This is a genomic window from Promicromonospora sp. NPDC019610 (genome assembly GCF_044389365.1).
Taxonomy (GTDB): domain Bacteria; phylum Actinomycetota; class Actinomycetes; order Actinomycetales; family Cellulomonadaceae; genus Promicromonospora.
In genome coordinates this window covers 1598247-1622137 of record NZ_JBIRXX010000001.1, presented here as the reverse complement: position 1 = coordinate 1622137, position 23891 = coordinate 1598247, and the positions used below count along the sequence as shown (strand labels likewise).

Sequence of the window (23891 nt, the reverse complement as noted above, 5' to 3'; positions counted from 1 at the left end):
GTCTGCTGGGGAATGCGATCAGCGTGTCACTATAGGACACCGGATGAAAGTAACTGCCATCCGCCCAGGTCAGAACGGGAAATAATCCTGACCTGGAGCGAACAGCCCTGCGGGGAAGGGAGCAGAGGCACCCTTCCCCGCAGGTCTTGCGTCAGGCTCGCGTCAGGAGGCGCGGGCCCACTGCTCGGAGTTCCACACCACACCGCTCTGGGCGGCCGTGTTGCGCACGTTCTCCAGGCTCGAGCTGCTGGCGATGACGCCCGGGTGGGCGAACAGCGGGATGCCGAAGAGCGTGTCCCACAGCTGCTTCTCGATGATCACGGTCTGCTCGGCGTGCACCGCCTCGTCCGTGGTCCCGGCGAGCGTCTTCCACGCCTCGTCCACGGTCTCGTCGGAGTAGCCGCCGTAGTTCTGCTGACCGGTGGTCGAGTAGATGTTCTCGCCCGAGGCGATCTGGCCCGAGCCGGCCCAGGCGAACAGCGCCACCTCGTAGTCACCGTTCGGCAGGTCCTTGTCGAAGAAGTCCGGCGCGGCGTTGTCGACGATGTCGAAGCCGACCTGGTCGCACGAGGACTTGATGGCCTCGACCTCGGCGGCACGACGCGGGTTCGGCGCGGCGTAGCCGATGCGAACCTTCTCGCCCTCCTTGAGGCCCGCGGCAGCGAACTTCTCCTTGGCGGCGTCGAGGTCGACCTCGTCGTACCGGCCGTCGTAGGACTCGGAGACCGTGGCCTCGTAGTTGTCCTGGAACGGGAAGACCTCGCGGGCGTCCATCACGACGGCCTCGGGGGCGATCGGCTTGATCAGGTCGTCCACGATCTTCTGGCGCGGCACGCAGAGCGCGAACGCCTCACGGGCCTCCAGCGAGTCGGCGAAGATGCCCGACTTGAAGTTGAAGTCGAGGTGCTCCCAGGTCAGGTTCTGGTTGGTGTCCACCGTGACGGCGTCACCGAGCTGCTCGAGCTGCGTCACCGTGTCGACGGTGGGGCCGTTCGGCTGGATGACGTCGAGGTCACCGTTGGCGAGCGCCTGGATCTGCGCGTCGGCGGCGACGAAGCGGATCGTCAGCTCCTTGGTCGCAGCCGGCGTGCCCCAGTACTTGTCGTTCGCCTCAAGGGTGATGTACTGACCGGCCTCCCAGCCGTCCGCCTTGAAGTTGTACGGGCCGCTGACCGGGGCGATCGCCGGGTCCGGGACCTCGCCCGGCTGCGACAGCCAGCCCTCGTTCCAGAACTTGGCGGCCTTCTTCAGGACGTCGAGGTCGAGGTCCTGGATGGCGGTGACGAGCTCCTCGGTGGAGACGCCGGCCTGCTCGGCGACCACGTGCGCCGGGAACGGCGAGCCGATCTGGATCTTCCAGTCGGCGTACACGCGCTCGTAGTCGTAGGTGAACGACTTCGCGTCCGGCGAGTCCGCCTGCGGGCCCTCGGGGACGTAGTCGCCCAGGGTCAGGCCGGAGATGTGGTTGAACAGCGGGACCTCGGAGCCGTCCTTGGTGACCTTGCCGTCCTCGGTGATCGCCTGGGCGGCCCAGTCGAGCAGGTAGTCGGCGTAGGTGATCGGGGTGCCGTCGGACCAGGCAGCCTCGTCGTTGAGGGTGTACTCGACCTGCAGCGGGTCCTCGGACAGCGCCTCGTAGGTGCCGTACTCCTCGTCGGTGCAGATGGAGCCGTCGTCGCCGAAGTACCAGAAGCCGCTGAAGAGACGCTCGGTCACGGCGCTGTTGTACGTGGAGTAGGTCTCCGGGGTGTTCGAGTTGTAGCCGAGGAACTCGTCCTCGACGGACACCTTGATCTCACCGTCTGCGGTGGTGACATCCCCGAGATCTGCCTTGCACGGGCCGTCGGCCGAGGCCGAGGTCGCAGTGGCTTCACCTTCGGTCGGGTCGTCGTTCCCCGCCGGGCTGGTGCACGCCGAGAACAGCAGCGCGCCACTGGCGGCCACTGCGACGGCGGCGCTCAGTCGCCTGATCTTCAATGTTCCTCCTCATGGGGATGACGGTCACGAACCACCGCCGTCCGCCTGAGCGCAGGGGTGAGATGTCCGTCACCGTCAAGGTTTCCGCTCACGCTACTCACGCGATGGGAGGGTTTGCCCTACTTCGCCGTTTGCCGGAACTGATCGTTACCGACCTGATATCGCTCCGTAGCGGCATCGTCGCCGCGCATCAAGAACGGAAACAGGGCGGTAACACCTCGGGTGAAATTTCACACCCATCCGTGCGAACGCGCCACCGCGACGAACGCGCCACGGGTCGCGAGCACCTGTTCGGCGGTCAGCGTCGGCACCGCGGCGAGCAGCACCTCGGTCACCTCGACCGCGAGCTCACGCTCGGACGGGCCCTCGCCGTCGGGCCGCGACCCGGCGTCAGGCAGGGGCGGGAGAAAGGTGGGGACGGGCGTGGTGGTCGCACCCGCGCCGACGGCGGCCGACGCCATCGCCGGCGCCGGCGTCACCAGCGTGACCGTCGAGGCCTTCAGACCCCGGTCGCCGTCCTCCACCGCGAAGTCCACGACCGCGCCCACCGCGAGGTTGCGCTTGTCGAACTCGAGGTCGTTGACGTGGATGAACACGTCGTCCCCACCGGTGTCCGGGGCAACAAAACCATAGCCGCGAACCTCGTCGAACCTGATGACCTTGCCTTGAACCACGGCACACACTCCACCTCGTGAGAAACCCTGCGTCTTCGAGTCTAGGACGCTTGTCCAACTCCGCCTGGGCAACGTACACGGTGCCCGGCACGTTCCGTCCGGAGACCCTCCGTACAGGCCCAGGACGGCCACCGCGGTTCCGTGCCGGTGGCATGTTGCGTACCGTGTTCGAGACCCTGGCACCCGAGGAGAGCCCCCTGAGCACCGACGTCTGGTACGTGAGCTACGGGTCCAACATGGCCCGGGCCCGGCTCGCCTGCTACCTCGAGGGCGGGTGCCCGCCCGGTGCGCGACGCCGCTACCCCGGGGCGCGCGACCGCACCATGCCGCGCGAGGACCGGGCGGTCGAGCTGCCCGGACGCCTCTGGTTCGCGGGCGACTCCGCCGTCTGGGGTGGCGGCACGGCGTTCTACGACCACGACGCCGTGGGCCCGACGCCGGCCCGCGCCTACCGGATCACCACCGCCCAGCTCGCCGACATCGCGGCCCAGGAGATGCACCGCGTCCCCGTCCTCGACGATCCGCTGGAGGCCACGCTCCGCTCGGGGATCGCGCGACGCCACACCGCGGGGCCGGGCCGGTACGAGACGCTGATCGCCGTCGGGCGGCTGGACGGGCTGCCGATGCTCACCTTCACCGCGCCGCACGGGCACGCGGGCCGGCCGCACGCGGCGCCGTCCCCCGCCTACCTCGCGACGATCGCCACGGGCCTGCGTGAGGCGCACGGCTGGTCCGACGCCGACGTGCGCACCTACCTGGCGTCGGTCGTCCCTCGCGACGGCGCCACCCGACGGCGCTAGCGTGCGCACATGACGATCCGTGCGCTGGAGACCTCCGAGGTGCGCCGGCGCGCGGACGAGATCGCCGGGGTCTTCCAGCGGGCGTTCGGCTACTCCGACGAGCGGCGCGACCACTTCCGGGACACCCGGCTCGCCTACCTGCCGCTGTACGACGGCGCCCTGACGCTCGGCGCCTTCGAGGACGAGGCGCTCGTAGGGTTCGTGTACGGGTTCGACTACCAGCCCGGCCACTGGTGGCCGCAGCAGGTGGGGCCCGCCCTGGAGCGTGCCGGGCACGGCGAGTGGGCCGAGGACGCGTTCGAGCTGAACGAGCTGGAGGTCCTGCCGGAGCACCAGGGGCGGGGCCTCGGGACCGCACTGATGCGGCAGCTGCTCGGCCGGACACCGCACCGCCACACCCTGCTGTCCACCACCGCGGACCCCGCCGACCGGGCCAAGGTGCTCTACCGCCGTCTCGGGTTCGTGGACCTGATCCCCGGGTTCCGGTATGCCGGCGTCACCGAGCCGGCGAACATCATGGGCCGACGGCGCGCGGGCTGACGCTCAGCGCTGCCACTCGTAGGGCGTGGTGGTGGACACCCTGTGGAAGCCGTAGCGCTCCAGGATGGGGCGCGAGTACTCGGTCGAGTCGCTGTGGATCAGGGTCTTGCCCCGCGCGAGGGCCGAGCGCGCGCGGGCCGCCGTCAGCGCCCGGTAGATGCCCTGGCCCCGCCACTCCGGGCGCGTGCTGCCGCCCCAGATCCCGGCGAAGTCGGTGCCCGGCACGGGCTCCAGCCGTCCCGCGGTCACGATCCGGCCGTCGGCCTCCGCGACCCACAGCTCCATCTCGGGGTCGATCGCCTGCCGGCGCAGGATGGCGTTCGCCGTCCTGTCCGAGACGGGGCTGCCGAACACCTCGTCCTGCATGGCGCACATGGCGCGCACGTCCGGCTCCTCGGTGACCTGGCACAGGGAGACGCCGTCGGGCAGCGGGACGTCGACCGCGAGGGCCGCCGCGTCGCCGATCATGATCGACTCGGGCTCCTCGGCGACGAACCCGTGCTTCAGCAGGGCCTCGTGCAGGCCCGGCGCGTGGTCGTGGCCGCGGGTCTTCCACTCGACCTTCGTGATGCCGCCGTCGGCCCGGAAGTGGGCGACGGCCCCCTCGACGAGCTCCTGCACCCGCGCCTCGTCGGCCCCGCCCAGGTCGCGGTAGGTGACGAAGCCGCGCCCGCCCAGGAAGGTGACCAGCCGCAGCGGCCCGAGGACGGTCACGGAGATCGCGCTCGGGGTCTCGGCGTCGGTGCGGAGCTGCTCGTCGTACGCCTGGAGCAGGCGCGAGGTGTCGGTCATGGGGTGATGCTCCGTTGCCGGGCCGGAGCCCGGCAACGGAATATCAGTCCTTGACGACCGCGCCGCCGTCGGCGACGAGCGGCACCCCGTTCTCCGGGGTCGCCGGGGTGTCGTCCGCGTCCGCCTCCGGGGCCGACGCCGACGTGGAGAGCTCGAACGGCTCGCCGTCGTGCTTCTCGACGCCGGTGTCGACCGTCTCGGCCAGCACCTGGACCGCCAGCTCCCGTTTCAGGACGAGCGGGTCGCTGGAGAGGTCCTTCCAGAGCGCGACGCAGAGCACCAGCATCACCACGACGAACGGCAGCGCCGAGACGATGGTGATGTTCTTCAGGCCGTTCAGCGCCGCGGCCGGGTCGTCGCCGCCGGCCAGCAGCATCGCGGCGGCCACGGCACCCGTGCTCACACCCCAGAAGATCACCGACTTCTTCGTGGGGTTCTCGGCGCCGTTCTCGGACAGGCCGCCCATGATGATCGAGGCCGAGTCGGCGCCGGTGACGAAGAAGATCGCCACGAGCACGACGGCGAGGATCATCAGCGCGATCCCGACCCAGCCGGGCACCGGGAGGGCGCCGAGCATCTGGAAGAAGATGAGGTCGAAGTTGATGTCGGCCCCGCCCTGGCCGATCGCGGCGAGCGCCGCGCCGGTGTCCTGCGCCTGCTCGGCACGCTCCTGCAGGCCGATGGCGCCGCCGCCGAAGATCGCGAACCACACCGTGGACACGATGGACGGCACCAGCAGCACGCCGGTGACGAACTGGCGCACCGTGCGGCCGCGCGAGATGCGGGCGATGAACGGGCCGACGAACGGCGTCCAGGAGACCCACCAGGCCCAGTAGAAGATGGTCCAGGAGCCCATCCAGTCGGCGAGTGCCTGGTCGCCGGACGCCGCGGTCCGCGAGGCCATCTCCGGCAGGTCGCCGACGAAGGCGCCGAGGGAGGCGGGCAGCACGTTGAGGATGAACAGCGTGGGTCCGCCGATGAAGACGATGATCGCGAGCAGGAGCGCGAGCCACATGTTGGCGTTGGACAGCCACTGGATGCCGCGCTCGATGCCGGAGACGGCGGAGAGGACGAACAGGCAGGTCAGGATGGCGATGATGACCACGAGCGTGGCCGTGCCGACGGACTCCATGACGCCCGAGTGCTGGATGCCGCCGCCGATCTGCAGGGCGCCGAGGCCCAGGGAGCAGGCGGAGCCGAAGAGGGTCGCGAGGATCGCGAGGATGTTGATGACCCGGCCGCCCGCGCCGTTGACGGCCTTGCGGCCGAACAGCGAGGTGAACATCGAGCTGAACAGCTGCGCGCGGCCCAGGCGGTAGGTGCCGTAGGCCATGCCGAGGCCCACGATGGCGTACATCGCCCAGGGGTAGAGGGTCCAGTGGAACAGGGTCTGCCCCATCGCGGTGGACGCGGCGGCGGGGGTGGACCCGTCGACGGTGCCGGGCGGGGGCGCCATGTAGAAGTACAGGGGCTCGCCCACGCCGTAGAACATGAGGCCGATGCCCATCCCGGTCGCGAACATCATCGCGATCCAGGACGGGGTGGAGAACTGGGGCTTCTCGCCGTCCTGCCCCAGGGGGATCTTGCCGAACCTGCCCATCGCCACGACGATCACGAAGACGGTGAAGATGGTGGCCGCGGTGACGAACAGCCAGCCGAAGTTCTTCAGGACGGCGCTCAGCGCGCTGTCGGCCACGGAGCCGAGGCTGTCGGGGCTGGCGAAGCCCCACACGATGAACGCGAGCGCGATCAGGCCGGCGACGCCGAAGACGATGCGGTCGGTCCCGACGCGGTGGTCCTGCGGGCCGCGTGCGGCCCGCTCGACCCGGCGCGCGGCGTGCTGGACACGCCCCAGCAGGGTCTTGGTGGTTTCTGAAGTACTCATCACAACGGCCCTCCGCTCCGCCCGGGTCTGCCGGGTGGTCACACGGGAGGGCCAGGACTCCTTTACACATGAAGCGGCGATTTACCGAGCGCTTCACGTTAGCATCACACCTGCTTTTCACCCGGCGAGGTGGGGTGGCGGACGGCGGCACGCCCGTCGAGCGCGCCGCCGTCGGTCAGCCCTTGAGGCCGCTGTGCGCGAGCCCCTGGACGAACTGCTTCTGCGCCACGAGGAAGACGGCCAGGACGGGCAGCACGGTGAGCGTCGTCGCTGCTAGCTGGACGTTCCACATCGGGCCGCCGTACGCATCGACGTACTGCGTCAGCGCCTGCGGGAGCGTGAAGTTCTCCTTGCTCGACAGGTACACGATGGGTTCGAGGTACAGGTTCCAGGACTTGAGGAACGTGAAGATCGCCACGGCGCCGAGGGCCGACCGCGACAGCGGGACGGCGATGCGCCAGAAGACGCCCCAGCGCCCGAGGCCGTCGATCCGGCCCGCCTCCTCCAGCTCGGTGGGCAGCCCCAGGAAGAACTGCCGCATGATGAACACGGCCAGGACCGCGGGCGCCCCGAGCACCGGGATCACGACGAGCGGCCAGTGCGTGTTGGTGAGCCCGAGGCTGTTGACGATCCGGAACAGCGGGACGATCGTCACCTCCGAGGGCACGAGCAGCCCCACCAGCACCAGGACGAACAGCGCGTTGGCCCCGGGGAACCGGATCCGCGCGAACGCGTAGCCGGCCATCGCCGCCACGAGCATGGTGCCGACCGTGACCAGCACCGCGATGTACAGCGAGTTCCAGTACTGCTGCGCGAACGGCTGCAGCGTGAACACCCGCCCGTAGGCCTCCAGGGACGGGTCCTGGGGCCAGATGGTCGGCACCCGGCGCAGGATCTCGCTCATCGGCTTGAGGCTGGAGGTCGCCATCCACCAGGTGGGGAAGACGAACGGCACGCTGAGCACGGCCAGGACCAGCACGAGCAGCCAGCGGGTCAGGCGCCCACGGGCCCGGGCGCCCAGGCCCCGGCGGCGGGCCGGGGCGACGGGCGCGGGCCCGGGACCCGGCCGCACGTCGGACGCCGGGGCCGGCTGCACGCCGGACGCCACGTCCGGCTGCACGTCAGACTTCACCTCAGACTTCATGGAAGACCCACCTCTTGCGCGACTGCCACTGCAGGAGCGTCAGTACGAGGACGATGAGGAACAGCAGCACCGCCAGGGCGCTGGCGTAGCCGAACTCGTTGAACCGGAACGCCTGCTGGTACAGGTAGTAGACGAGGACCGTGGTCGAGTTCCCCGGGCCGCCGCCGGTGAGGACGTCGATCTGCGCGAACACCTCGAGCGAGCCGACGATCGTGATGATCGAGACCAGCAGGATCGTCGGGCTGATCAGCGGCAGGGTGATCGAGCGGAACCGCCGCCACGCGCCGGCGCCGTCCAGCCGGGCCGCCTCCTGCAGCTCCTCGGGCACGCCCTGCAGCGCGGCGAGGAACAGGATCATGTTCAGCCCGACGTTCTTGAACACCTGGACGACGATCACGGCGATCATGGCCGTGGTGGGGTGCCGCAGCCAGTTCGGGCCCTGGACGCCTACCTGCTCCAGGAACCCGTTGATGCCGCCGTCGGCCTGGAGCAGGAAGCTCCAGACGATGGTCCAGGCGACCAGCGAGACGACGACCGGCGAGAAGAAGAACGTCCGGAACGTGGTGGTCCCGGGCAGCTTCTGGTTGAGCAGGACGGCGAGCAACAGCGCCAGCGCGATGTTCACCACGACGAGCCCGATCGAGAACCACACGGTCGCGAGCAGCGCGTCCGTCAGCCCGGGGTCGGACGCCATGCGCTGGTAGTTCTCCGCCCCGACGAACGTGAACGTGTTCGCCAGGACGTTCCACTCGTGCAGGGAGTACCAGACCACCATGCCGAGCGGCAGGACGACGAAGGCGAGAGACCCCAGCACCACCGGGGCGACCATGGTGTACCCGACGAGCCAGTCGCGGCGCACCGCCGCTGACGCCGTTGCCACGGTCAGTCCTCCAGCAGCGGCGTGATCGCCGCGCAGGTGTCGGTCAGGACGGCCTCGACGTCGGCGTCCTCGACCCAGAGCGCGTCGAGCTCGGCGCGCACCGTCTCCGACAGCTTGGCGAAGTTCTTGTGCGCGGGCTTGGTCACCGCGTCCTCGACACCCTCGACGACCACGGCCTCGAGCTGGTCGGCGGTGAGCTTCGGGTTGGCGGCGGCCAGGCTGTCCCCGTTGAGCAGGGACTGGCGGGGCGGCGGGAAGTAAGCCGCGAGCTGCTCGGCGTTCTCCGGGTTGGTGAAGTACGCGAGGAAGTCGGCGGCGACGTCCGGGTGCTCGCCCGCGGCGAAGACCCCTACCCCGGCCTGGCCCACGACGTTCTGCCGGCCGGCCGGCCCCTCGGGCATGGGCACGATGTCCCAGTGGAAGGAGTCGTCGAGCGACGACGCCCGGCTGATCTGGGTGATCGTCATCGCGGCGTCACCGGCGAAGAAGTCGGCGGTGGTGCCCGGCGTCGGCAGGGCGCCGTCGGTGAACACGGCGTCGTGGAACCAGGTCATGGCGTCGACCATCTCGGGCTCCGTGAACGTGCACTGGGTCCCGTCCGCGCTCCACGGGGCCGCCTTCCACCCGGCCCACACCGTGGCCAGGTTCTCCCACGCCTGGTAGTCGAAGTCCCGCACCACTAGGCCCTGCTTGCCGGAGTCCGCCGCCGTCGCCGCGGCGATGTCCCGGGCGGCGTCGAAGGTCCACTCGCCGTCCTCGACCAGGTCGACCGGGTTGGGCTGGCCCGCCGCCTCGATCTGGTCGGTGTTGACGAACATCGCGAACGGGCTGTTGGAGAACGGGTAGGCGTACAGCCCGTCGCCGTCCTGCCACAGCGACAGGGCGCTGGGCACCAGGTCGTCGTACGCGTAACCCTCGGTGCCCTCGAGCACCGGGGCCAGGTCCACGAGCGCGCCGCTGGCCACGAACTCCGGGGCGTTGCTCTCGAAGACCCACGCCAGGTCAGGTGCGTTGCCGCCCGCGAGCTGCGTGGTCAGCGCCGTCGTGTAGTCCTCGAACGGGATGGTCTCGAACGTCACGCCGGAGACCAGCTCCGGGTTGTCGGCCACGTAGGCGTCCGCGATGGACTGGAAGAGGTCGAGCTGGGTCTCGTCCGCCGTCCAGACGGTCATCCGCAGGTCGACCGGCTCGGACGGGGTCTCGGGCTCGCCGACGGGCGCGTCGTTACCGCCCGCGCAGGCGGACAGGGCCAGGGCCGTCCCGAGGACGGCGGCGGTTCCCGCCGTCCTGCGGGTCCGGGGGTGCAGTGCAGACATCAGTTCTCCTTTGAACGGGGGGTGCGGCAATGAGGGTGGGCGCCGTACGGCTGAGCGTCGACGGCGTCAGTACGGGTGGGCCTCGGCCGGCCAGCGCAGCTCGACGCCGGAGGCGACGAGCTCGCCCTGGTAGTCGGCGAGCAGGTCCGGCTCGGACTGGACCGCGTGCGGGGTGCGGCCGGTGGCGAGGCAGTGCGCGGCCAGGTGGCCGGCGGCCTCGCCGACGTTCCACTCGACCGGGTGCAGCCGGTAGCACCCGTTCGTGATGTGCGTGGTGCCGATGTTCTTGTTGCCGGCGAGCAGGTTGGTCGTACGCCGCGGCAGCAGGGCGCCGAGCGGGATCTCGAACGGGGTGGACGGCACGTCGATGTACGTGTCGCCGCCCGTGGAGGGGTGCAGGTCGATGCGGTACATGCCCACGCCGACCGAGTCCGCGTACCGGGTGGCGCCCCGGTCGCCGCGCACGGCGTAGGAGACGTCGTTCTCGGTGACGGTCGTAACCGCCTTGATGCGGCGGGACTCGCGGTGGTACGCGGCCTGGGCCAGCCCGTCCGGGTTGCCCATGACGTCGGGGCGCAGGCGCAGGCCCGGGAACCCCGTGCCGCCGTCGGCGCGCGGCGCCTCGGTCTGCATCCAGTAGAGCATCGACAGGCTGAGCTGCCGGGCGTCCGCGATCCGTGCCTCCTCGACGTCGCGCGGCACGTCCAGGACATGGCCCAGGAAGTAGTCGATGCTCGGCCAGTTCACCAGGCAGAGGTCGCTGGCGTAGAAGCCCGGGGCGTGCAGGTCGCGCGCGGCGATGCGCCGGAACAGCCACAGGTTGCCGTCGCCGGCGTTCTTCGACTGGTCGGCGTCCACGGCAAGGGGGTCGTCGCCCGGGTTGGGGGTGAACGACCGCTTCTCCAGCGCGAGCGTGCGCGGGTTGGGCGCCGTCCACGACAGGAGCTGCTCGCCGCCCCAGGCGGCGGGCGCGTAGGCACGCCAGAAGTCGTAGCGCTCGGGCTTGTCGATCGTGTGGTCGCCGTCCGTGTGCTCGACGACGAAGCACACGCTCAGGGCCTGGACGTTGTCCGGCTGGGCCTCGTCCGGGGCGCTGGGCTCCCCCGTCTCGTGCCGCGACTCGAACCCGGTGACGTACTCCGTGCCGGTCAGCGGCAGGAGCTCGCCGGTCTCGGTCGCATCGATCGTGTAGGCCGCGCCGACCGTCACGTCCGCGCCGTCCACGACGGAGCGGAGCGTCACCGAGGTGACCCGGTCGCCGTCGGTGGTGGCCGACGTCGGGCGGACGCGCTCCAGCAGCCGGATGCGGCCGGACGAGCGGTACGGGGCGAGCATCTCCTCCAGCACGCCCACGGCGACCCGCGGCTCGTGGCACAGCTTGGAAACCCACCCGGCCCCCGGGTTGAGCTCCGCCCGGTCCCGCGCCCCGTCGGTCAGCGGGTAGCGCCGCCGGTAGACGTCGCGGATCCCGTCGCGCAGCGCGCGGTAGCGGGCCGTCACGCCGAACCGCTCCACCCAGGGGTGCTCGTCCGGCGGCACGGCCTGCGACGTGAGCTGGCCGCCGATCCACGGATGCTCCTCCGTGAGGACGACGCTCGCGCCCCGGTCGGCGGCGGCCAGCGCGGCGGCGATGCCGCCGAGCCCCGCGCCCACCACGAGCACGTCGGTCTGCAGGTCTTGAGGGGTCACGCGGGGTCCGTCCTGTCATGAGTTGCGGTTCGGGGGCTGGTGCGCGCGCCCGGCGACGGCGCGACGGTGGCGCCCTCCACGTCCGGGCACACGAGGACCTGGTGCAGCTCGGCGTCCGTCACGGCGGCGGGCCGCCGGGTGTCGCGCTCCCGCCGTGGCTCGTCGTCGGACACGAGGCGTGAGAGGAGGTAGAGCGCGCGGGCGCCCATCTCCTCGCGGGGCACGGAGAAGCCGGACCACTGCCGGCCGCCGCGCCGCGGGTGGTGCGGCTGCCCGAGCAGCAGCACCGAGACGTCGTCGGGCACGCGCCGTCCGCGCCGTTCGAGCTCGTCGGCGAGCTCCTCGGGATGGTTCTCCGGGGCCACGACGACGGCGGTGAAGCGCTGGTCGACGATCTCGGCCGCGGTCGCGGCGACGTCCTCCAGCTCGACGAACCGGGTGGTGAGCCCGTGGGTCTTCATCGCGGTGCGGTAGCCCTCGACGCGGTCGAGCGTGGGCTGGTCGGTGCCGCGCATCCCCACGTAGCCGATGCGCTGGTGGCCGTGGGCGACCAGACGGTCGATCTGCCGCACGGTGCCGCCCACGTAGTCGGCGCCCACGTAGGGCAGCCGGCCCCCGTCGCTGCCGCGCTTGCCGATGAAGACGAACGGGTAGTTGGTGTCGAGCAGGTGCTGCAGCTCACCGCGGTGCTCGTGCTGCCCGAGCAGCAGGCAGCCGTCGGCCACGCCGAGCCGCTGCCAGCCGTCCCGGGTGAGCCGGCGGCGCCCGTCCGCCACGGGCGCGCTGGTGAACAGCAGGATGTCGACGCCCAGCCGCTCGGCGGCGTGCTCGATCCCGGTCAGGAACGGCCCGTAGAAGTCGCGGCTGGCCCGCGGGAACGTGGCCTCGTAGGTGAAGACGCCGAGGATCTGGGCGAGCCCGCCCGCGAGGCGCTGCGCGGCCGGGTTGGCGGTGTAGCCGGTGATGCGGATGGCGTCCAGGACGCGCTGACGGGTCTCCTCGCTGATCCGCACGCCGGCCGGCGTGCTGCCGTTGAGCACGAACGAGACGGTGGCCTGGCTGACGCCCGCCATGGCGGCGACGTCCGTCTGGGTGATGCGACGACGTGGCACGGCTCCTCCTCGAACGCCCGGTCGGGTCATCGTTGACCCCGGGAGTCTCACGGGCCGCCGAGCGCGCGGTCAATCTGATGATGCGCATTATTAGCAACCCGCCCGACGAGGGCGCCGGGCCCGGAAACCGCGCCCGGACCGCCGTCGGCGCCGGATGTGGCGCATTATCAGCGGCCGCGTTGCTGAGCTTGATTACCTCCCTTGACCGCCGGTCCGGTGCGCCCGAAGGCTGGCGCGGGTCGTGACACACGACGTCATGGAACTGCGACGAAGGAGTACGCATCATGGCTGTTCCCACCGCGCGCCGAGCCCTCGCCGGCGCCGCCCTCGCCCTCGTGGTCGCGCTGATCCCGGGCGTGACGCAGGCGGCGACCGCCGCGCCACCGGGTCATGGCGCACCCGGGGCGCCCGGGGCCGCGCTGCCGGTCTTCACCTCGACCGGCGCGATCGTCGACCCGCTCGACGACACGCTCCCGCACAACCCCAACCAGGAGTTCATCTTCCCGTCCGTGTTCCACGCCGGGGCGCACCTGAGCGACCCGCTGGGCGAGTGGTACGTCTACTACGCGCCGCACGACGACCCGGGCGGCATCAACCTGATGTACGCCGACTCCCTCGACGGACCGTGGACCCAGTACGAGGGCAGCCCGGTGGTCGCCAACCAGTGGGAGGGCATCTACGACGTGCCGCACGTCTCCTCCCCCGACGCCGTGTGGAACGCCGCCGAGCGCAAGATGTACCTGTACTTCCACGGCGACAACACGGTGACCCGCTACGCGACCTCGACCGACGGCGTCACCTTCGACTACGGCGACGAGGCGGTCACCACCGAGATGGTCGACGCCGCCCAGCCCGGCCGGCACGCCACCGAGACGTCGTACGCGCGGGTCTTCCCCAACCCGGACCGCTCGTCCCGCGACCGCTGGGCGATGCTGTTCATGACCAACTACGACACGAACGTGCGGCACATCAACCTGGCGTACTCGCGGGACGGCAAGGACTGGCGGGTCGAGCCCGAGCCGATCGTGACGCCGGGACCGGCGGAGGGTACGAACGTGTCGGCCGCCGACCTGTGGCGTTGGAAGGGCCAGGACTACATCGTCTACGGCTCCACGGTCGGCACGATCTTCGCGCGCCAGGTGGACCGGACCCTGACCGACGTCGGCGAGCCGGAGCCGCTGTTCGTCCCGCGCCCGGCGCCGCCCGAGGCCGGTCGGGCGTCGTCCCCGCAGATCGTCACCGACCGCGGCCGGACGCACCTGGTCTACGAGTACGGCGAGCGGTCGCACACGACGATCGGGCACGCGGTGCTCGACCCGGACGGCGTCCGGGACCCGCTGAACACCCGGCCGGACGACCCGATGTACGCGCAGTGCACGGGCGCGGGCTCCGACGAGCTGGACGGCGATGCGCTCGACCGCACCCTGTGGTCGACGTCGGTGCGGGGCGCCCTGGACCGCTCCGTCGTGGCCGACGGCGCGTGGCGCATCCCGACGTACACCGGTAACTCGACGTCGGCCCCGCTGGTGCTGCAGCCGGTGCCGGAGACGCCCTGGGAGGTGACGACCCAGGTCACGCTGGATCCGCAGGTCAACTTCCAGCAGGCCGGCCTGATCGTGCGGCGCGACGACGCCAACTCGGTGCGCATCGACATCTCGCACGTCGACGCGGGCAAGCGGTTCGACTTCGTGTGGCGCAACAACGGGGTGGACCGGAACAACTCCTGGACGGCGGAGGACTCCGCTCTCGCCCCGCCCGAGACGGGCGACACCGTGTGGCTGCGGATCACGCACCACGGCGAGTGGCTCACGGCCTCGTACAGCGTGGATGGCGCGACGTTCGTCAACCTCGGGCGCGCCACCCCGGCCGGACAGCTCGCCGCGACCGACGTCGGGCCGTTCGCGTACCGCGGGCCGGCGGCGACGCCCGAGCTCACGGCGGCCTTCGACTGGATCCGGTTCACGCCGGACGAGGAGGAGCTGGCCGCCTGCGGGTGAGGTGGTGCGGCGCTGCCGGGGCCGGGTGGTCCAGGGCGGTGATCAGGGGGCGTCGTCGTCGGTGAGTGCACCGTCGAAGATCGCCAGGTTCTCCCACTTCCGGTCGCGACCCCCGGCCAGCTATATTGATGAGCGTCAACATAGACACACATCGATACAGCAGGAGGGCCGCGATGACAGCGTCCACGCCGTCAGCCTCCCGCGGGCTGGAGTCGCACGCGATCGGCGTGGACGCCGCGACCGCCGTGGCGTCCACGCTGAAGGCCCTGGCCGAGCCGCTGCGGCTGCGCATGCTGTCGGCCCTCGCGACGAGCGCGGACGACGAGCTCTCCGCGGGCGAGCTAGCCACGCTGACCGACGTGTCGCAACCCACCGTGTCCCACCACCTCAAGGTGCTGCGCGACGTCGGCGTGCTCGCCGCGGACCGGCGCGGCACCTCGGTCTGGTACCGCATCGAGCCGGCCTACCGCGGCGCGGTGCACACGCTGCTGGACCGGTTCGCCCCGGCCGCCGTCGACAGGGCGGTCCGGGCGCACCCGGCCGCCCTGGAGGACGTCGACCCGGACCTCGACCGCCTGGCCGCCGTGCTGGCCGGGCAGTTCCCGGCGACGCCGCGCGGCGAGTGCGTGCGGGTGGTCCGCGAGTCGTACGTGGCGCTGGCCCGCCGGGGCGGCGAGGCCGGCGAACTCGTGCCGCTCACCGAGCACTTCGCCCGCCAGCGGATCGCCGACGCCGAGCGGGCGCACGCGCGGGAGAGCGGCGCGGACGGCGCGCGGCGCCCGCAGGTGCTGTTCGTCTGCGTGGCCAACGCCGGCAGGTCCCAGCTCGCGGCCGCCCTGCTGCGGCACTACGCGGGCGACCGGGTGGTGGTCCGCTCCGCCGGTTCGGCCCCGGCGTCCGACGTGCACGCCGGCGTCCGCGGGCTCCTCGCCGAGCTCGGCGACGCCGCGGCGGCCGACGAGGTGGACGACGTGACCCGCTTCTACCCCAAGCCGCTGACCGACGACGCCGTCCGTGCCGCCGACGTCGTGGTGACCATGGGCTGCGGCGACGTCTGCCCGGTGCTGCCCGGCACCCGGTACGAGGACTGGATGGTGGGCGACCCCGCCCTCGCCTCCCCCGCCGGCGTCGCCGCGATCCGCGACGAGCTCGACGAGCGCGTCCGCGCCCTGCTCGCCGACCTGGCACCCCAGGCCGCCTGACCCACCGCACAGAGCCGGAGAGACTCATGAGCAGCACCGAGACCACCAAGCCGTCCGCCCTGTTCGTCTGCGTGCACAACGCGGGCCGCTCCCAGATGGCCGCGGGGTTCCTGCGCGAGCTGTCCGGCGGTGCGGTCGAGGTGCGCTCGGCCGGGTCCATGCCCGCGCAGCTGATCAACCCGACCGCCGTCGAGGCCATGCTGGAGCGCGGCATCGACCTCCGCGCCGAGCAGCCGAAGGTGCTGACGGACGAGGCCGTGCGGGCCTCCGACGTCGTCATCACCATGGGCTGCGGAGACGCCTGCCCCTGGTACCCCGGCAAGGACTACCAGGACTGGGCGCTCGACGACCCGGCCGGCCAGGGCATCGAGGCGGTGCGGCCCATCCGCGACGAGATCGAGCGCCGCGTGCGCGGCCTGCTGACGCAGCTCGGCGTGGAGCCCACCGCGTGACGCACGACGTCTCGACGCCCACACTCCAGCAGGTCGGGCCGGAGCCCGCCGCGCCCGCCGCTCCGGCTCGACCGGAGCTGTGGCGGCGCGCCCTCGCCGAGGCCCTGGGCACGGGACTGCTGGTGGTGATCGTGGTCGGGTCCGGGATCGCGGCGCAGAGCCTCTCGCCGGACGATGTCGGGCTGCAGCTCCTGCAGAACAGCCTGGCCACGGCCCTCGGGCTCGCCGTGCTGATCGGGGTGCTCGGACCGGTCAGCGGAGCGCACCTCAACCCGGTGGTCACGGGGGTGGACTGGTGCACCGGTCGCCGCGACGGGTCCGGTGTGCGCGCGGGCCACGGCGGCGTCTACGTCCTCGCACAGGTCGCGGGAGCAGTGGGCGGCGCGCTGCTGGCGAACGCGATGTTCGGCGTCCCGGCGGGGTTGTCGGCGACCGAACGGGTGACCGGGCCGCACCTGCTGGCCGAGGTCGTGGCGACCGCAGGGCTGGTGCTGGTGATCCTCGGGCTGCAGCGGTCCGGGCGGGCCGCCTGGATCCCCGCGACGGTCGGCGCCTACATCGGCGCGGCCTACTGGTTCACGAGCTCGACGTCGTTCGCCAACCCCGCCGTGACCGTCGGGCGTCTGTTCAGCGACACGTTCGCCGGTATCGCCCCGCCCTCGGTGCTGCCGTTCGTGGCCGCCCAGCTGGTAGGCGGTGCGCTCGGCGTGCTGATCGCAGCGGCCCTGTTCCCACGACTGCCCGTCCGGCAGATCGAGAGCGGCGCGACCGCCGCCCGTCCACCAGAGGAAACCCTGTGAGCACCTCACCGTCCCTCAAGATCGTCGTCGTCGGATCCGTGGCTGCGGGCACCTCGGCCGCCGCCAAGGCGCGGCGCAACAGCGAGACCGCCCGGATCACCATCTACGAGCGCGACCACGACATCTCCTACTCCGGCTGCGGCCTGCCCTACTTCGTGGGCGGCGAGGTCGAGACGATCGACGAGCTCACTCCCCGCGACGCGGCGTGGTTCAAGGACCGGTACGACGTCGACGTCCGCACCGGTCACGAGGTCACGGCCGTGGACGCCGCTGCCCGCACCGTCACGGTGCGCGACCTGGCCACGGGGGCCACGTCCGAGGACGCGTACGACGAGCTGGTCCTGGCCACCGGCGTGCGCAGCGTGGTCCCGCCGCTGCCCGGTGTCGACCTGCCCGGCGTGTTCACCGTGCGCAACCCCTCGGACGCCCGGGCGATCCGCGACTGGGTCGAGACCCGTCAGGTACACCGGGCGGTCGTGGTCGGCGCGGGGTACATCGGGCTGGAGATGACCGAGCAGCTCACCGAGCGCGGCATCGCGGTGACGGTGGTCGAGGCCCTGGAGCACGCCATGCCCCGGATGGACGCCGACATGTCGGCACGCGTGGACGCCGAGCTGCGCCGCAACGACGTCGACCTGCGCCTGGCCACGCGGGTCGGCGCGATCGAGGGCGACGGGACGGGTGTGACCGGTGTGCGCGTCGGCTCGGCCGGGAACGGCGAGTCCGTGCCGGCCGACCTGGTGATCGTCTCGGTGGGCGTGCGGCCCGACCTGGGGCTCGCACGGCAGGCCGGCGTGACGATCGGGCCGACCGGTGCGATCGCCGTCGACCCTCAGGGGCGCACGGACGTGCCGCACGTGTGGGCGGTCGGTGACGTCGCCGAGTCGTTCAACCTGATCACCGGCGAGCCGGCCTGGGTGTCGCTGGGCTCGACGGCGAACAAGATGGGCCGCATCACCGGCGACGCGATCACCGGCGGCACGTTGGAGCACCGCGGCATCCTCGGCACCTCGATCGTCCGGGTCTTCGACGTGGCCGTGGCCCAGACAGGACTCACCGAGGACCAGGCCCGGGCGGCCGGGTACGACGTCGAGGTGCTGCACAACGTCAAGCCCGACCGGCCGGAGTACCTCGGCGGAAAGCCCCTGCTCATCAAGGCTGTGGCCGACCGCGCCTCCGGGCGGCTGCTGGGCGCCCAGGCGATCGGCGCCTCGGGCGCGGACAAGCGCATCGACGTGCTGGCCACCGCCATCACCTACGGGGCGGACGTCGCCGACCTGTTCCACCTCGACCTGGCCTACTCCCCCACGTACGCGACCACGAAGGACCCGGTGCACTACACGGGAATGGCGCTGACGAACGCGATCCACGGGAGCGCGCCGCTGATCACTCCGGCCGAGCTGGCCCGGCGCCGAGCGGACGGCGAGAAGGTGCAGGTCGTTGACGTGCGCTCGGCCAAGGACCGGGCCAAGGGCTTCGTGGACGGGTCCGTGCACATTCCGCTCGCGGAGCTGCGGGCTCGATCGAGCGAGCTGGACCCGGCCGTGCTCACCGTGACGTACTGCAACAAGGGCGTCACCGGGAACGCCGGCCAGAACGTGCTGCGCAACCTCGGGTTCGAACGGGTCTACAACCTCTCCGGCGGCAACAAGAACTACCAGTCCTGGGCGAGCGTCCGGTAGTCATCGCTGGGGCCGGCGGGCGCGGGCCCGGGCACCGTGCCCGGGCTCGCGCCCGCCGTTCACCGCGGACTCACTCGTCGCCGGAGCGGCCGTGCTCGACGCCGGTCGCGAACCCGACCTTGACCGGTTCGGGCGCGGAGCCGCAGCCCGACGCCGCCTCGTCCGTCCCACCGCAACCGCCCGCCGGCGCGGCGGGGGCGCCCAGGCCGAGCGTCACCGCCTGCGGGCCCGACGGCGCCGCGCAGCACCCGCCGCCCGAGCCGCCCGCCAGCGCGAGGGCGTCCGGGGAGACCACGCCGTCCGCGTCCGCCGCGAACGCCAGGTCCGAGGAGCAGACGCCGGTCTGCGGCAGGTTCAGCTCGACGGCGTCGGCCGCGGCGCGGTCCCCCGCCAGCGCGGCCACCACGGACCGCACCTGCTCGTACCCGGTGGCCAGCAGGAACGTCGGCGCCCGGCCGTAGGACTTCATGCCGACCAGGTAGAACCCGTCGTCCGGGTGGGCCAGCTCCGTCTCGCCGTGCGCGGGCACCGTGCCGCAGGAGTGGAGGTTCGGGTCGATCAGGGACGCGATCCGCCGCGGTGCCTCGACCACGGGGTCCAGGTCGAGGCGCACCTCGCGCAGCATGCCCAGGTCGGGCCGGAAGCCGGTGGCGTTGACGATCGTGTCCACGCGCAGGTCCAGGGCGGCGTCGACGCCGTCCGCACGCGCCGTCCCCAGCACGCGGACACCCGAGGCCGCCGGCTCCAGTCGCTCGATCGCCATCCGCGTGAGGAGCTCGACGTGCCCGGCCTCGACCGCGTCGCGCAGCCGGGTGCCGAGCAGGCCGCGGGCGGGCAGCTCGTCGTCCGACCCGCCGCCGTACAGGCGGCGTGCCGACCCGCCGCGGATGGCCCACACGATGCGGGTAGCGGGCTCGTCCTTCGCCAGCTCGACCAGGCTGAGCAGCGTGTTCGCAGCCGAGTGACCCATGCCCACGACCAGGGCGGTGCGCCCGGCGAAGCGATCCCGGTCGGCACCGAGCACGTCGGGCAGGGCGCCGGTCAGGTGGCCGTCCGCCGACTCCTCGCCGATCGCCGGGAGACCTGACAGGCCCAGCGGGTTGGGCGTGCCGTACGTGCCCGAGGCGTCGATCACCGCGCGCGCCCTTGTCTCGCGGACCTGCCCGTCGGTGGTGTACCGCACGAGGTACGGACGGCGCTCGCGACCGAGCGACCGGGACCGGTCGGCCCCGTCCCGGGCGACGTCGGTGACGCGGGCGCCGTAGCGGACGCGGTCGCCGAGGGCGTCCGCCAGCGGCGCCAGGTAGCTCTCCACCAGGTCGCGGCCGGTGGGCAGGGCGTCCGGGTGGGGCTCCAACCAGCCCGTCCCCGTCAGCAGACGGCGGGCGGCGGCGTCGACGTCGTACCGCCACGGGGAGAAGAGGCGCACGTGGCCCCACGAGGCGACGGCGGCGCCAGGGCCGCCGCCGGCCTCCAGCACGAGCGGCTCCAGGCCGCGTTCCAGCAGGTGTGCCGCGGCGGCGAGGCCGACCGGCCCGGCGCCGACAACCACGACGGGCAGGTTCTCGCGGGACGTCTCGGACATGACCCACTCCTTCTCAGATCGAAGTTTCTCGATGGGATGACGTGTGCAACATATCCATAATCTTCAATGCGTGGCAAGATGGGCGCATGGCCACCGCTCTCACCCTCACGGACATGTCGCGCACCAGCCCGGACACGGCGTCGGGCGCCTGCTGCGCGCCCCTTGTTCGCGAGGCGGCGGACCCGCAGACCGCCGCCGAGCTGGCCCGGGTGTTCAAGGCGCTGGGTGACCCCACCCGGGTGCGCCTGCTGTCGATCGTCGCGGCGCACGACGGCGGCGAGGCGTGCGTCTGCGACCTCACCGAGCCCGTCGGGCTGTCGCAGCCCACCGTGAGCCATCACCTCAAGCTGATGGTCGACGCCGGCCTGCTCACGCGCGAGCAGCGCGGCAAGTGGGCCTACTACTCGGTGGTGCCGGGCGCACTGAACCGGCTCGGGCTGCTGCTCACGGAGGCGACCGGCTGAGCCTCGGCGACGGTCTGGCCGGGCCGGCCAGGGCGTTCAGACCAGCCCGGCCAGCCCGAGCGCGAGACCGAGCACCGCGCACACGCCGAGGGTGCGCAGCACCGACCAGCGCACGACGAAGAGCAGCAGCGCGGCCAGGACGGCGACGCCGAGCGCGACCGGTTCCACACTGGTGAGGTCCGGGACGTCGAGGCTCAGGGGCCCGGCGGTCCAGGTGGTGGAGTCGGCGAACAGGGTGTGGGTGGTGAAGTACAGCGCCAGGTTGGCGATGACGCCGACCACCGCGGCCGTGATCGCGGTCAGCGCGGCGGACAGGGTGCGGTTGCCGCGCAGCCGCTCCACGTAGGGCGCGCCGAGGAAGATGAACAGGAACGACGGCACGAACGTGACCCAGGTGGTCAGCAGCGCGCCGAGCAGCGCCGCGGCCCAGGGGTCGAGGTCGCCGGGGTTGCGGTAGGCGCCCAGGAACGCGACGAACTGCACCACCATGATCAGCGGACCCGGCGTGGTCTCGGCCAGCGCCAGGCCGCGCGTCATCTCCCCCGGCGTCACCCAGGCGTAGGTCTGCACCGCCTGCTGCGCCACGTAGGCCAGCACGGCGTACGCCCCGCCGAACGTCACCAGGGCACTGCCGGAGAAGAACAGGCCCTGCTGGGTGAACACGCTGTCGACGCCGGTCAGCAGGGCGACCGCGGCGACCGGGAGCGACCAGGCGAGCAGGCCGAGCAGCAGCACGCGCAGCGCCCGGCGGCCCGACGGACGCTCGGCGTGCAGGGTGTCGTCCGGGATGAGGGGCGCGGGGCCGTCGTCCTCGACCGCGGACGTCGGCGTGGCGATCCAGGACGGCGCGAGGCGGTGCACCAGCCAGCCGACCACCCCGGCGCCGAGGACGACCAGCGGGAACGGCACACCGAACAGCGTCAGCGCCACGAACGCGCCCACCGCGAGGACGATCAGGGCGGGGCTGGTCAGGGCGCGCTTGCCGACCCGGAGCACGGCCTGGACCACGATGGCCAGCACCGCGGGCGCCAGGCCGGCGAACAGCCCGGCCACCAGGGTCGTGTCGCCGAACGCGACGTACACCGCGGACAGGAGCAGCAGGGCCAGCATCCCGGGCAGCACGAACAGTCCCCCGGCGACCAGGCCGCCGCGCCACCCGTTGAGCAGCCAGCCGGTGTAGACGGCGAGCTGCTGCGCCTCGGGTCCGGGCAGCAGCATGCAGTAGTTCAGGGCGTGCAGGAACCTGCCCTGCCCGATCCACCGCTTCTCGTCCACCAGCGTGCGCTGCATGACGGCTATCTGGCCGGCGGGGCCGCCGAACGTCTGCCAGGAGATCGCGAACCAGGCCCGCACCGCGGTCCGGAACGGGATCAGGTCGCGCGGGGTGGCGGCGGGCGGGCCGGCGCCGTCCTGCTCGGTGCTCATGGTTCTCCTGCGCTCGGATGGTCGTGGGGTCACGAGGGTTCACGTCCCAGCAGGTAGGAACGTCGGAAGAACTCGTACAGGCCGTCGAACACCGGTCCGGAGACGGCCAGGGTGCGTTCGTCGTCCCCGATCATCGACAGCCCGCGCAGGACGACGTCCAGACCGGGTGCCTCGGGGGCGTCGTACCGGCCGTCGTCCAGGTCGGCCTCGTGCACGATCTCGCCGATCCGCGCCAGGACCGGGTCGGCCAGGTCGTACCGGCTCAGGAAGGTCTCGAAGCTGCAGTCCTGCCCGTGGTGGCCCAGCCCGGCACCGCGCATGTCGAACGGCGTCGCGTCGACGGGGATTTCGGACGGATCGGTCACGAACACGAACTCGGCGTCCGGGTCGACGAAACGCCCGATCAGCCAGGCGCACGCGGCGCGGTCGATGTGCACGCCGGCGCGCGTGGCCCACCTCATGACTCACCTCGCGCGACCGCTCGGGTGGCCGACGCGGCGTCGGCGTCGGCCCCTGGCGGTTCGTCGAGCGACCGCTCGAGACGGCTCAGCGCCGCCTGGGCACGGTCGCGCTCCCCGGGCGGAAAGAAGTCCCGGCGCCGCACCTCGCGGATCGCGCGACGCGCCTTGGCGACCACCTTGCGCCGCTCGGCGGGTGGCGCGCCCAGCGCCTGGACCACGGTCGACTCGAGCTCGACGTACTCCGCGGCGCGGTCGGCTGCCATGGCCCTCGCGAGATCGCGCTCCTGCGCCACCGACGCAGGTCGTGCCAGCCACACGTGCGCAGTACCGCCGCGCTCGATCACGTCGTCGGCCGCCCAGTCCAGCTGCTCACGGGTGCGGGCATCCGCGGGCAGGGCCACCAGCCCGTCCAGGACCTGTGCGACGCCGAGCCGCTTGAGCCGGCGCCAGAGCGCGACCCGCGGGGCCGACGGCTCCCGCGGGAGCCGGTAGCTCAGGAGCACCCACTCACCCGTCACCTCCTGATGTAACCACGGTTACACGCGCAGCGACAAGGGCCGGGTCAGCCGGCGTCCTCCGCCTTCCTGAGCTCGACGAGGTCGTCGAACGTGCGCACCAGGACCGAACGCCGGGCGTCCTTGAACGCCGCCGAGGGTTCGAGCCCGTCGATCGCGCCGTCCCAGACCGCCAGGAAGGCGCTCTTCCAGGCTTCGAGCGTCGCGACCTCCGGCAGCAGGACACCGACGTAGCTCGTGCGGGCGAGCAGCGCCAGCAGCTCGAGGTTCGCCGGGACCGCCACGCCCCAGTACTCGTCGGGCTCGATGCCCACCGGATCACCGGACATCGCCTCCGCCACCTCGGTGACGAGCTGGTCGGAGAGGCGGGAGAGGTGGTCGGCGGCCGTGTCGTCGTCGAAGTTTCCCGGACCCCAGGTACCCATGGATCTCTCTCCCGTTCGCCGTCCCGCGCTTGCCGCGGGCCGAGTGACGGTCGGAGCCTACCGATGCGCCGCGT

Annotated in this window: 22 protein-coding genes; 8 read left to right on the top strand and 14 right to left on the bottom strand. The window is 72.0% G+C overall.

The genetic code is table 11. The features are described from left to right. Positions 1-162: 162 nt before the first annotated feature. Positions 163-1977: an ABC transporter substrate-binding protein gene (locus tag ACH45N_RS07245; RefSeq protein ID WP_397392547.1), complete on the bottom strand. Its 1815-nt coding sequence runs from the start codon at positions 1975-1977 to the stop codon at positions 163-165. A 230-nt stretch (positions 1978-2207) separates the two neighbouring features. Further along, complete coding sequence (locus tag ACH45N_RS07240; RefSeq protein WP_397392545.1) at positions 2208-2651, bottom strand: cold-shock protein; 444 nt, start codon at positions 2649-2651, stop codon at positions 2208-2210. A 164-nt stretch (positions 2652-2815) separates the two neighbouring features. Between ACH45N_RS07240 and ACH45N_RS07235 the strand changes: the two genes are divergently transcribed. Together ACH45N_RS07235 and ACH45N_RS07230 are read left to right on the top strand one after the other, a co-directional pair. Further along, the gene (locus ACH45N_RS07235; protein ID WP_397392543.1) at positions 2816-3451 is read left to right on the top strand and encodes a histone deacetylase; all 636 of its coding nucleotides are present in this window, start codon (positions 2816-2818) and stop codon (positions 3449-3451) included. A 9-nt stretch (positions 3452-3460) separates the two neighbouring features. Then, a complete protein-coding gene (locus ACH45N_RS07230) occupies positions 3461-3991 on the top strand; it encodes a GNAT family N-acetyltransferase (RefSeq protein ID WP_397392541.1) in 531 nt (176 codons plus the stop codon). Between the two features lie 3 nt (positions 3992-3994). Here the strand turns inward: ACH45N_RS07230 and ACH45N_RS07225 are convergent, their stop codons facing one another. From ACH45N_RS07225 to ACH45N_RS07195, 7 genes are all read right to left on the bottom strand, one after another. Next, the gene (locus ACH45N_RS07225) at positions 3995-4783 is read right to left on the bottom strand and encodes a GNAT family N-acetyltransferase (RefSeq protein WP_397392539.1); all 789 of its coding nucleotides are present in this window, start codon (positions 4781-4783) and stop codon (positions 3995-3997) included. A gap of 43 nt (positions 4784-4826) precedes the next feature. Beyond that, on the bottom strand, positions 4827-6668 hold the full coding sequence (locus tag ACH45N_RS07220; protein WP_397392537.1) for a BCCT family transporter: 1842 nt from the start codon (positions 6666-6668) through the stop codon (positions 4827-4829). Between the two features lie 175 nt (positions 6669-6843). Then, positions 6844-7812, bottom strand: coding sequence for a carbohydrate ABC transporter permease (locus tag ACH45N_RS07215; protein ID WP_397392535.1), 969 nt, complete (start codon positions 7810-7812; stop codon positions 6844-6846). Beyond that, the gene (locus tag ACH45N_RS07210; protein WP_397392533.1) at positions 7802-8692 is read right to left on the bottom strand and encodes a carbohydrate ABC transporter permease; all 891 of its coding nucleotides are present in this window, start codon (positions 8690-8692) and stop codon (positions 7802-7804) included. Before ACH45N_RS07210 ends, ACH45N_RS07215 begins: the two co-directional genes overlap by 11 nt. A 2-nt stretch (positions 8693-8694) precedes the next feature. Further along, positions 8695-10008 carry an ABC transporter substrate-binding protein gene (locus ACH45N_RS07205; protein WP_397392531.1) on the bottom strand — a complete coding sequence of 438 codons (1314 nt, stop codon included), beginning with the start codon at positions 10006-10008 and terminating at the stop codon, positions 8695-8697. 66 nt (positions 10009-10074) lie between these two features. Next, positions 10075-11697 carry an FAD-dependent oxidoreductase gene (locus ACH45N_RS07200; protein ID WP_397392529.1) on the bottom strand — a complete coding sequence of 541 codons (1623 nt, stop codon included), beginning with the start codon at positions 11695-11697 and terminating at the stop codon, positions 10075-10077. Then, positions 11694-12809, bottom strand: coding sequence for a LacI family DNA-binding transcriptional regulator (locus ACH45N_RS07195; RefSeq protein ID WP_397392527.1), 1116 nt, complete (start codon positions 12807-12809; stop codon positions 11694-11696). The genes ACH45N_RS07200 and ACH45N_RS07195 overlap by 4 nt, the downstream gene beginning before the upstream one ends. Before the next feature lie 284 nt (positions 12810-13093). Here ACH45N_RS07195 and ACH45N_RS07190 point away from each other — a divergent pair, with 284 nt between their 5' ends. The 5 genes from ACH45N_RS07190 to ACH45N_RS07170 all read left to right on the top strand — a co-directional run bounded on the left by ACH45N_RS07190 (position 13094) and on the right by ACH45N_RS07170 (position 18942). Continuing rightward, positions 13094-14806 (top strand): DUF1349 domain-containing protein, encoded by a 1713-nt coding sequence (locus tag ACH45N_RS07190; RefSeq protein WP_397392525.1) that lies wholly within the window; start codon positions 13094-13096, stop codon positions 14804-14806. A gap of 173 nt (positions 14807-14979) precedes the next feature. Next, positions 14980-16008, top strand: coding sequence for a metalloregulator ArsR/SmtB family transcription factor (locus tag ACH45N_RS07185; RefSeq protein WP_397392523.1), 1029 nt, complete (start codon positions 14980-14982; stop codon positions 16006-16008). Between the two features lie 26 nt (positions 16009-16034). Further along, positions 16035-16460 (top strand): arsenate reductase ArsC, encoded by a 426-nt coding sequence (locus ACH45N_RS07180; protein WP_397392521.1) that lies wholly within the window; start codon positions 16035-16037, stop codon positions 16458-16460. Positions 16461-16537: 77 nt separating this feature from the next. Further along, positions 16538-17260 (top strand): aquaporin, encoded by a 723-nt coding sequence (locus tag ACH45N_RS07175; RefSeq protein ID WP_397393815.1) that lies wholly within the window; start codon positions 16538-16540, stop codon positions 17258-17260. Then, positions 17257-18942 (top strand): FAD-dependent oxidoreductase, encoded by a 1686-nt coding sequence (locus tag ACH45N_RS07170; RefSeq protein WP_397392519.1) that lies wholly within the window; start codon positions 17257-17259, stop codon positions 18940-18942. The genes ACH45N_RS07175 and ACH45N_RS07170 overlap by 4 nt, the downstream gene beginning before the upstream one ends. 70 nt (positions 18943-19012) lie before the next feature. Here ACH45N_RS07170 and ACH45N_RS07165 read toward each other — a convergent pair whose 3' ends face one another. After that, entirely contained in the window at positions 19013-20527 is a 1515-nt protein-coding gene (locus tag ACH45N_RS07165) for an FAD-dependent oxidoreductase (RefSeq protein ID WP_397392517.1), read from the bottom strand. A gap of 86 nt (positions 20528-20613) precedes the next feature. On the opposite strand from ACH45N_RS07165, the gene ACH45N_RS07160 reads away from it, so the two are divergent. Then, complete coding sequence (locus ACH45N_RS07160; RefSeq protein WP_397392515.1) at positions 20614-20991, top strand: ArsR/SmtB family transcription factor; 378 nt, start codon at positions 20614-20616, stop codon at positions 20989-20991. Positions 20992-21027: 36 nt separating this feature from the next. On the opposite strand, the gene chrA is transcribed toward ACH45N_RS07160, so the two are convergent. Genes chrA through ACH45N_RS07140 form a run of 4 tightly spaced genes read right to left on the bottom strand, consistent with a single transcriptional unit; the run spans position 21028 to position 23817 of the window. Continuing rightward, positions 21028-22416, bottom strand: a complete 1389-nt coding sequence (gene chrA, locus ACH45N_RS07155) for a chromate efflux transporter (RefSeq protein WP_397392513.1) — start codon at positions 22414-22416, stop codon at positions 21028-21030. Between the two features lie 29 nt (positions 22417-22445). Beyond that, on the bottom strand, positions 22446-22877 hold the full coding sequence (locus tag ACH45N_RS07150) for a chromate resistance protein ChrB domain-containing protein (RefSeq protein WP_397392511.1): 432 nt from the start codon (positions 22875-22877) through the stop codon (positions 22446-22448). Beyond that, positions 22874-23395, bottom strand: coding sequence for a Chromate resistance protein ChrB (locus tag ACH45N_RS07145; RefSeq protein ID WP_397392509.1), 522 nt, complete (start codon positions 23393-23395; stop codon positions 22874-22876). The genes ACH45N_RS07150 and ACH45N_RS07145 overlap by 4 nt, the downstream gene beginning before the upstream one ends. 44 nt (positions 23396-23439) lie before the next feature. Then, the gene (locus ACH45N_RS07140) at positions 23440-23817 is read right to left on the bottom strand and encodes a DUF4259 domain-containing protein (protein ID WP_397392507.1); all 378 of its coding nucleotides are present in this window, start codon (positions 23815-23817) and stop codon (positions 23440-23442) included. Positions 23818-23891 lie beyond the last annotated feature (74 nt).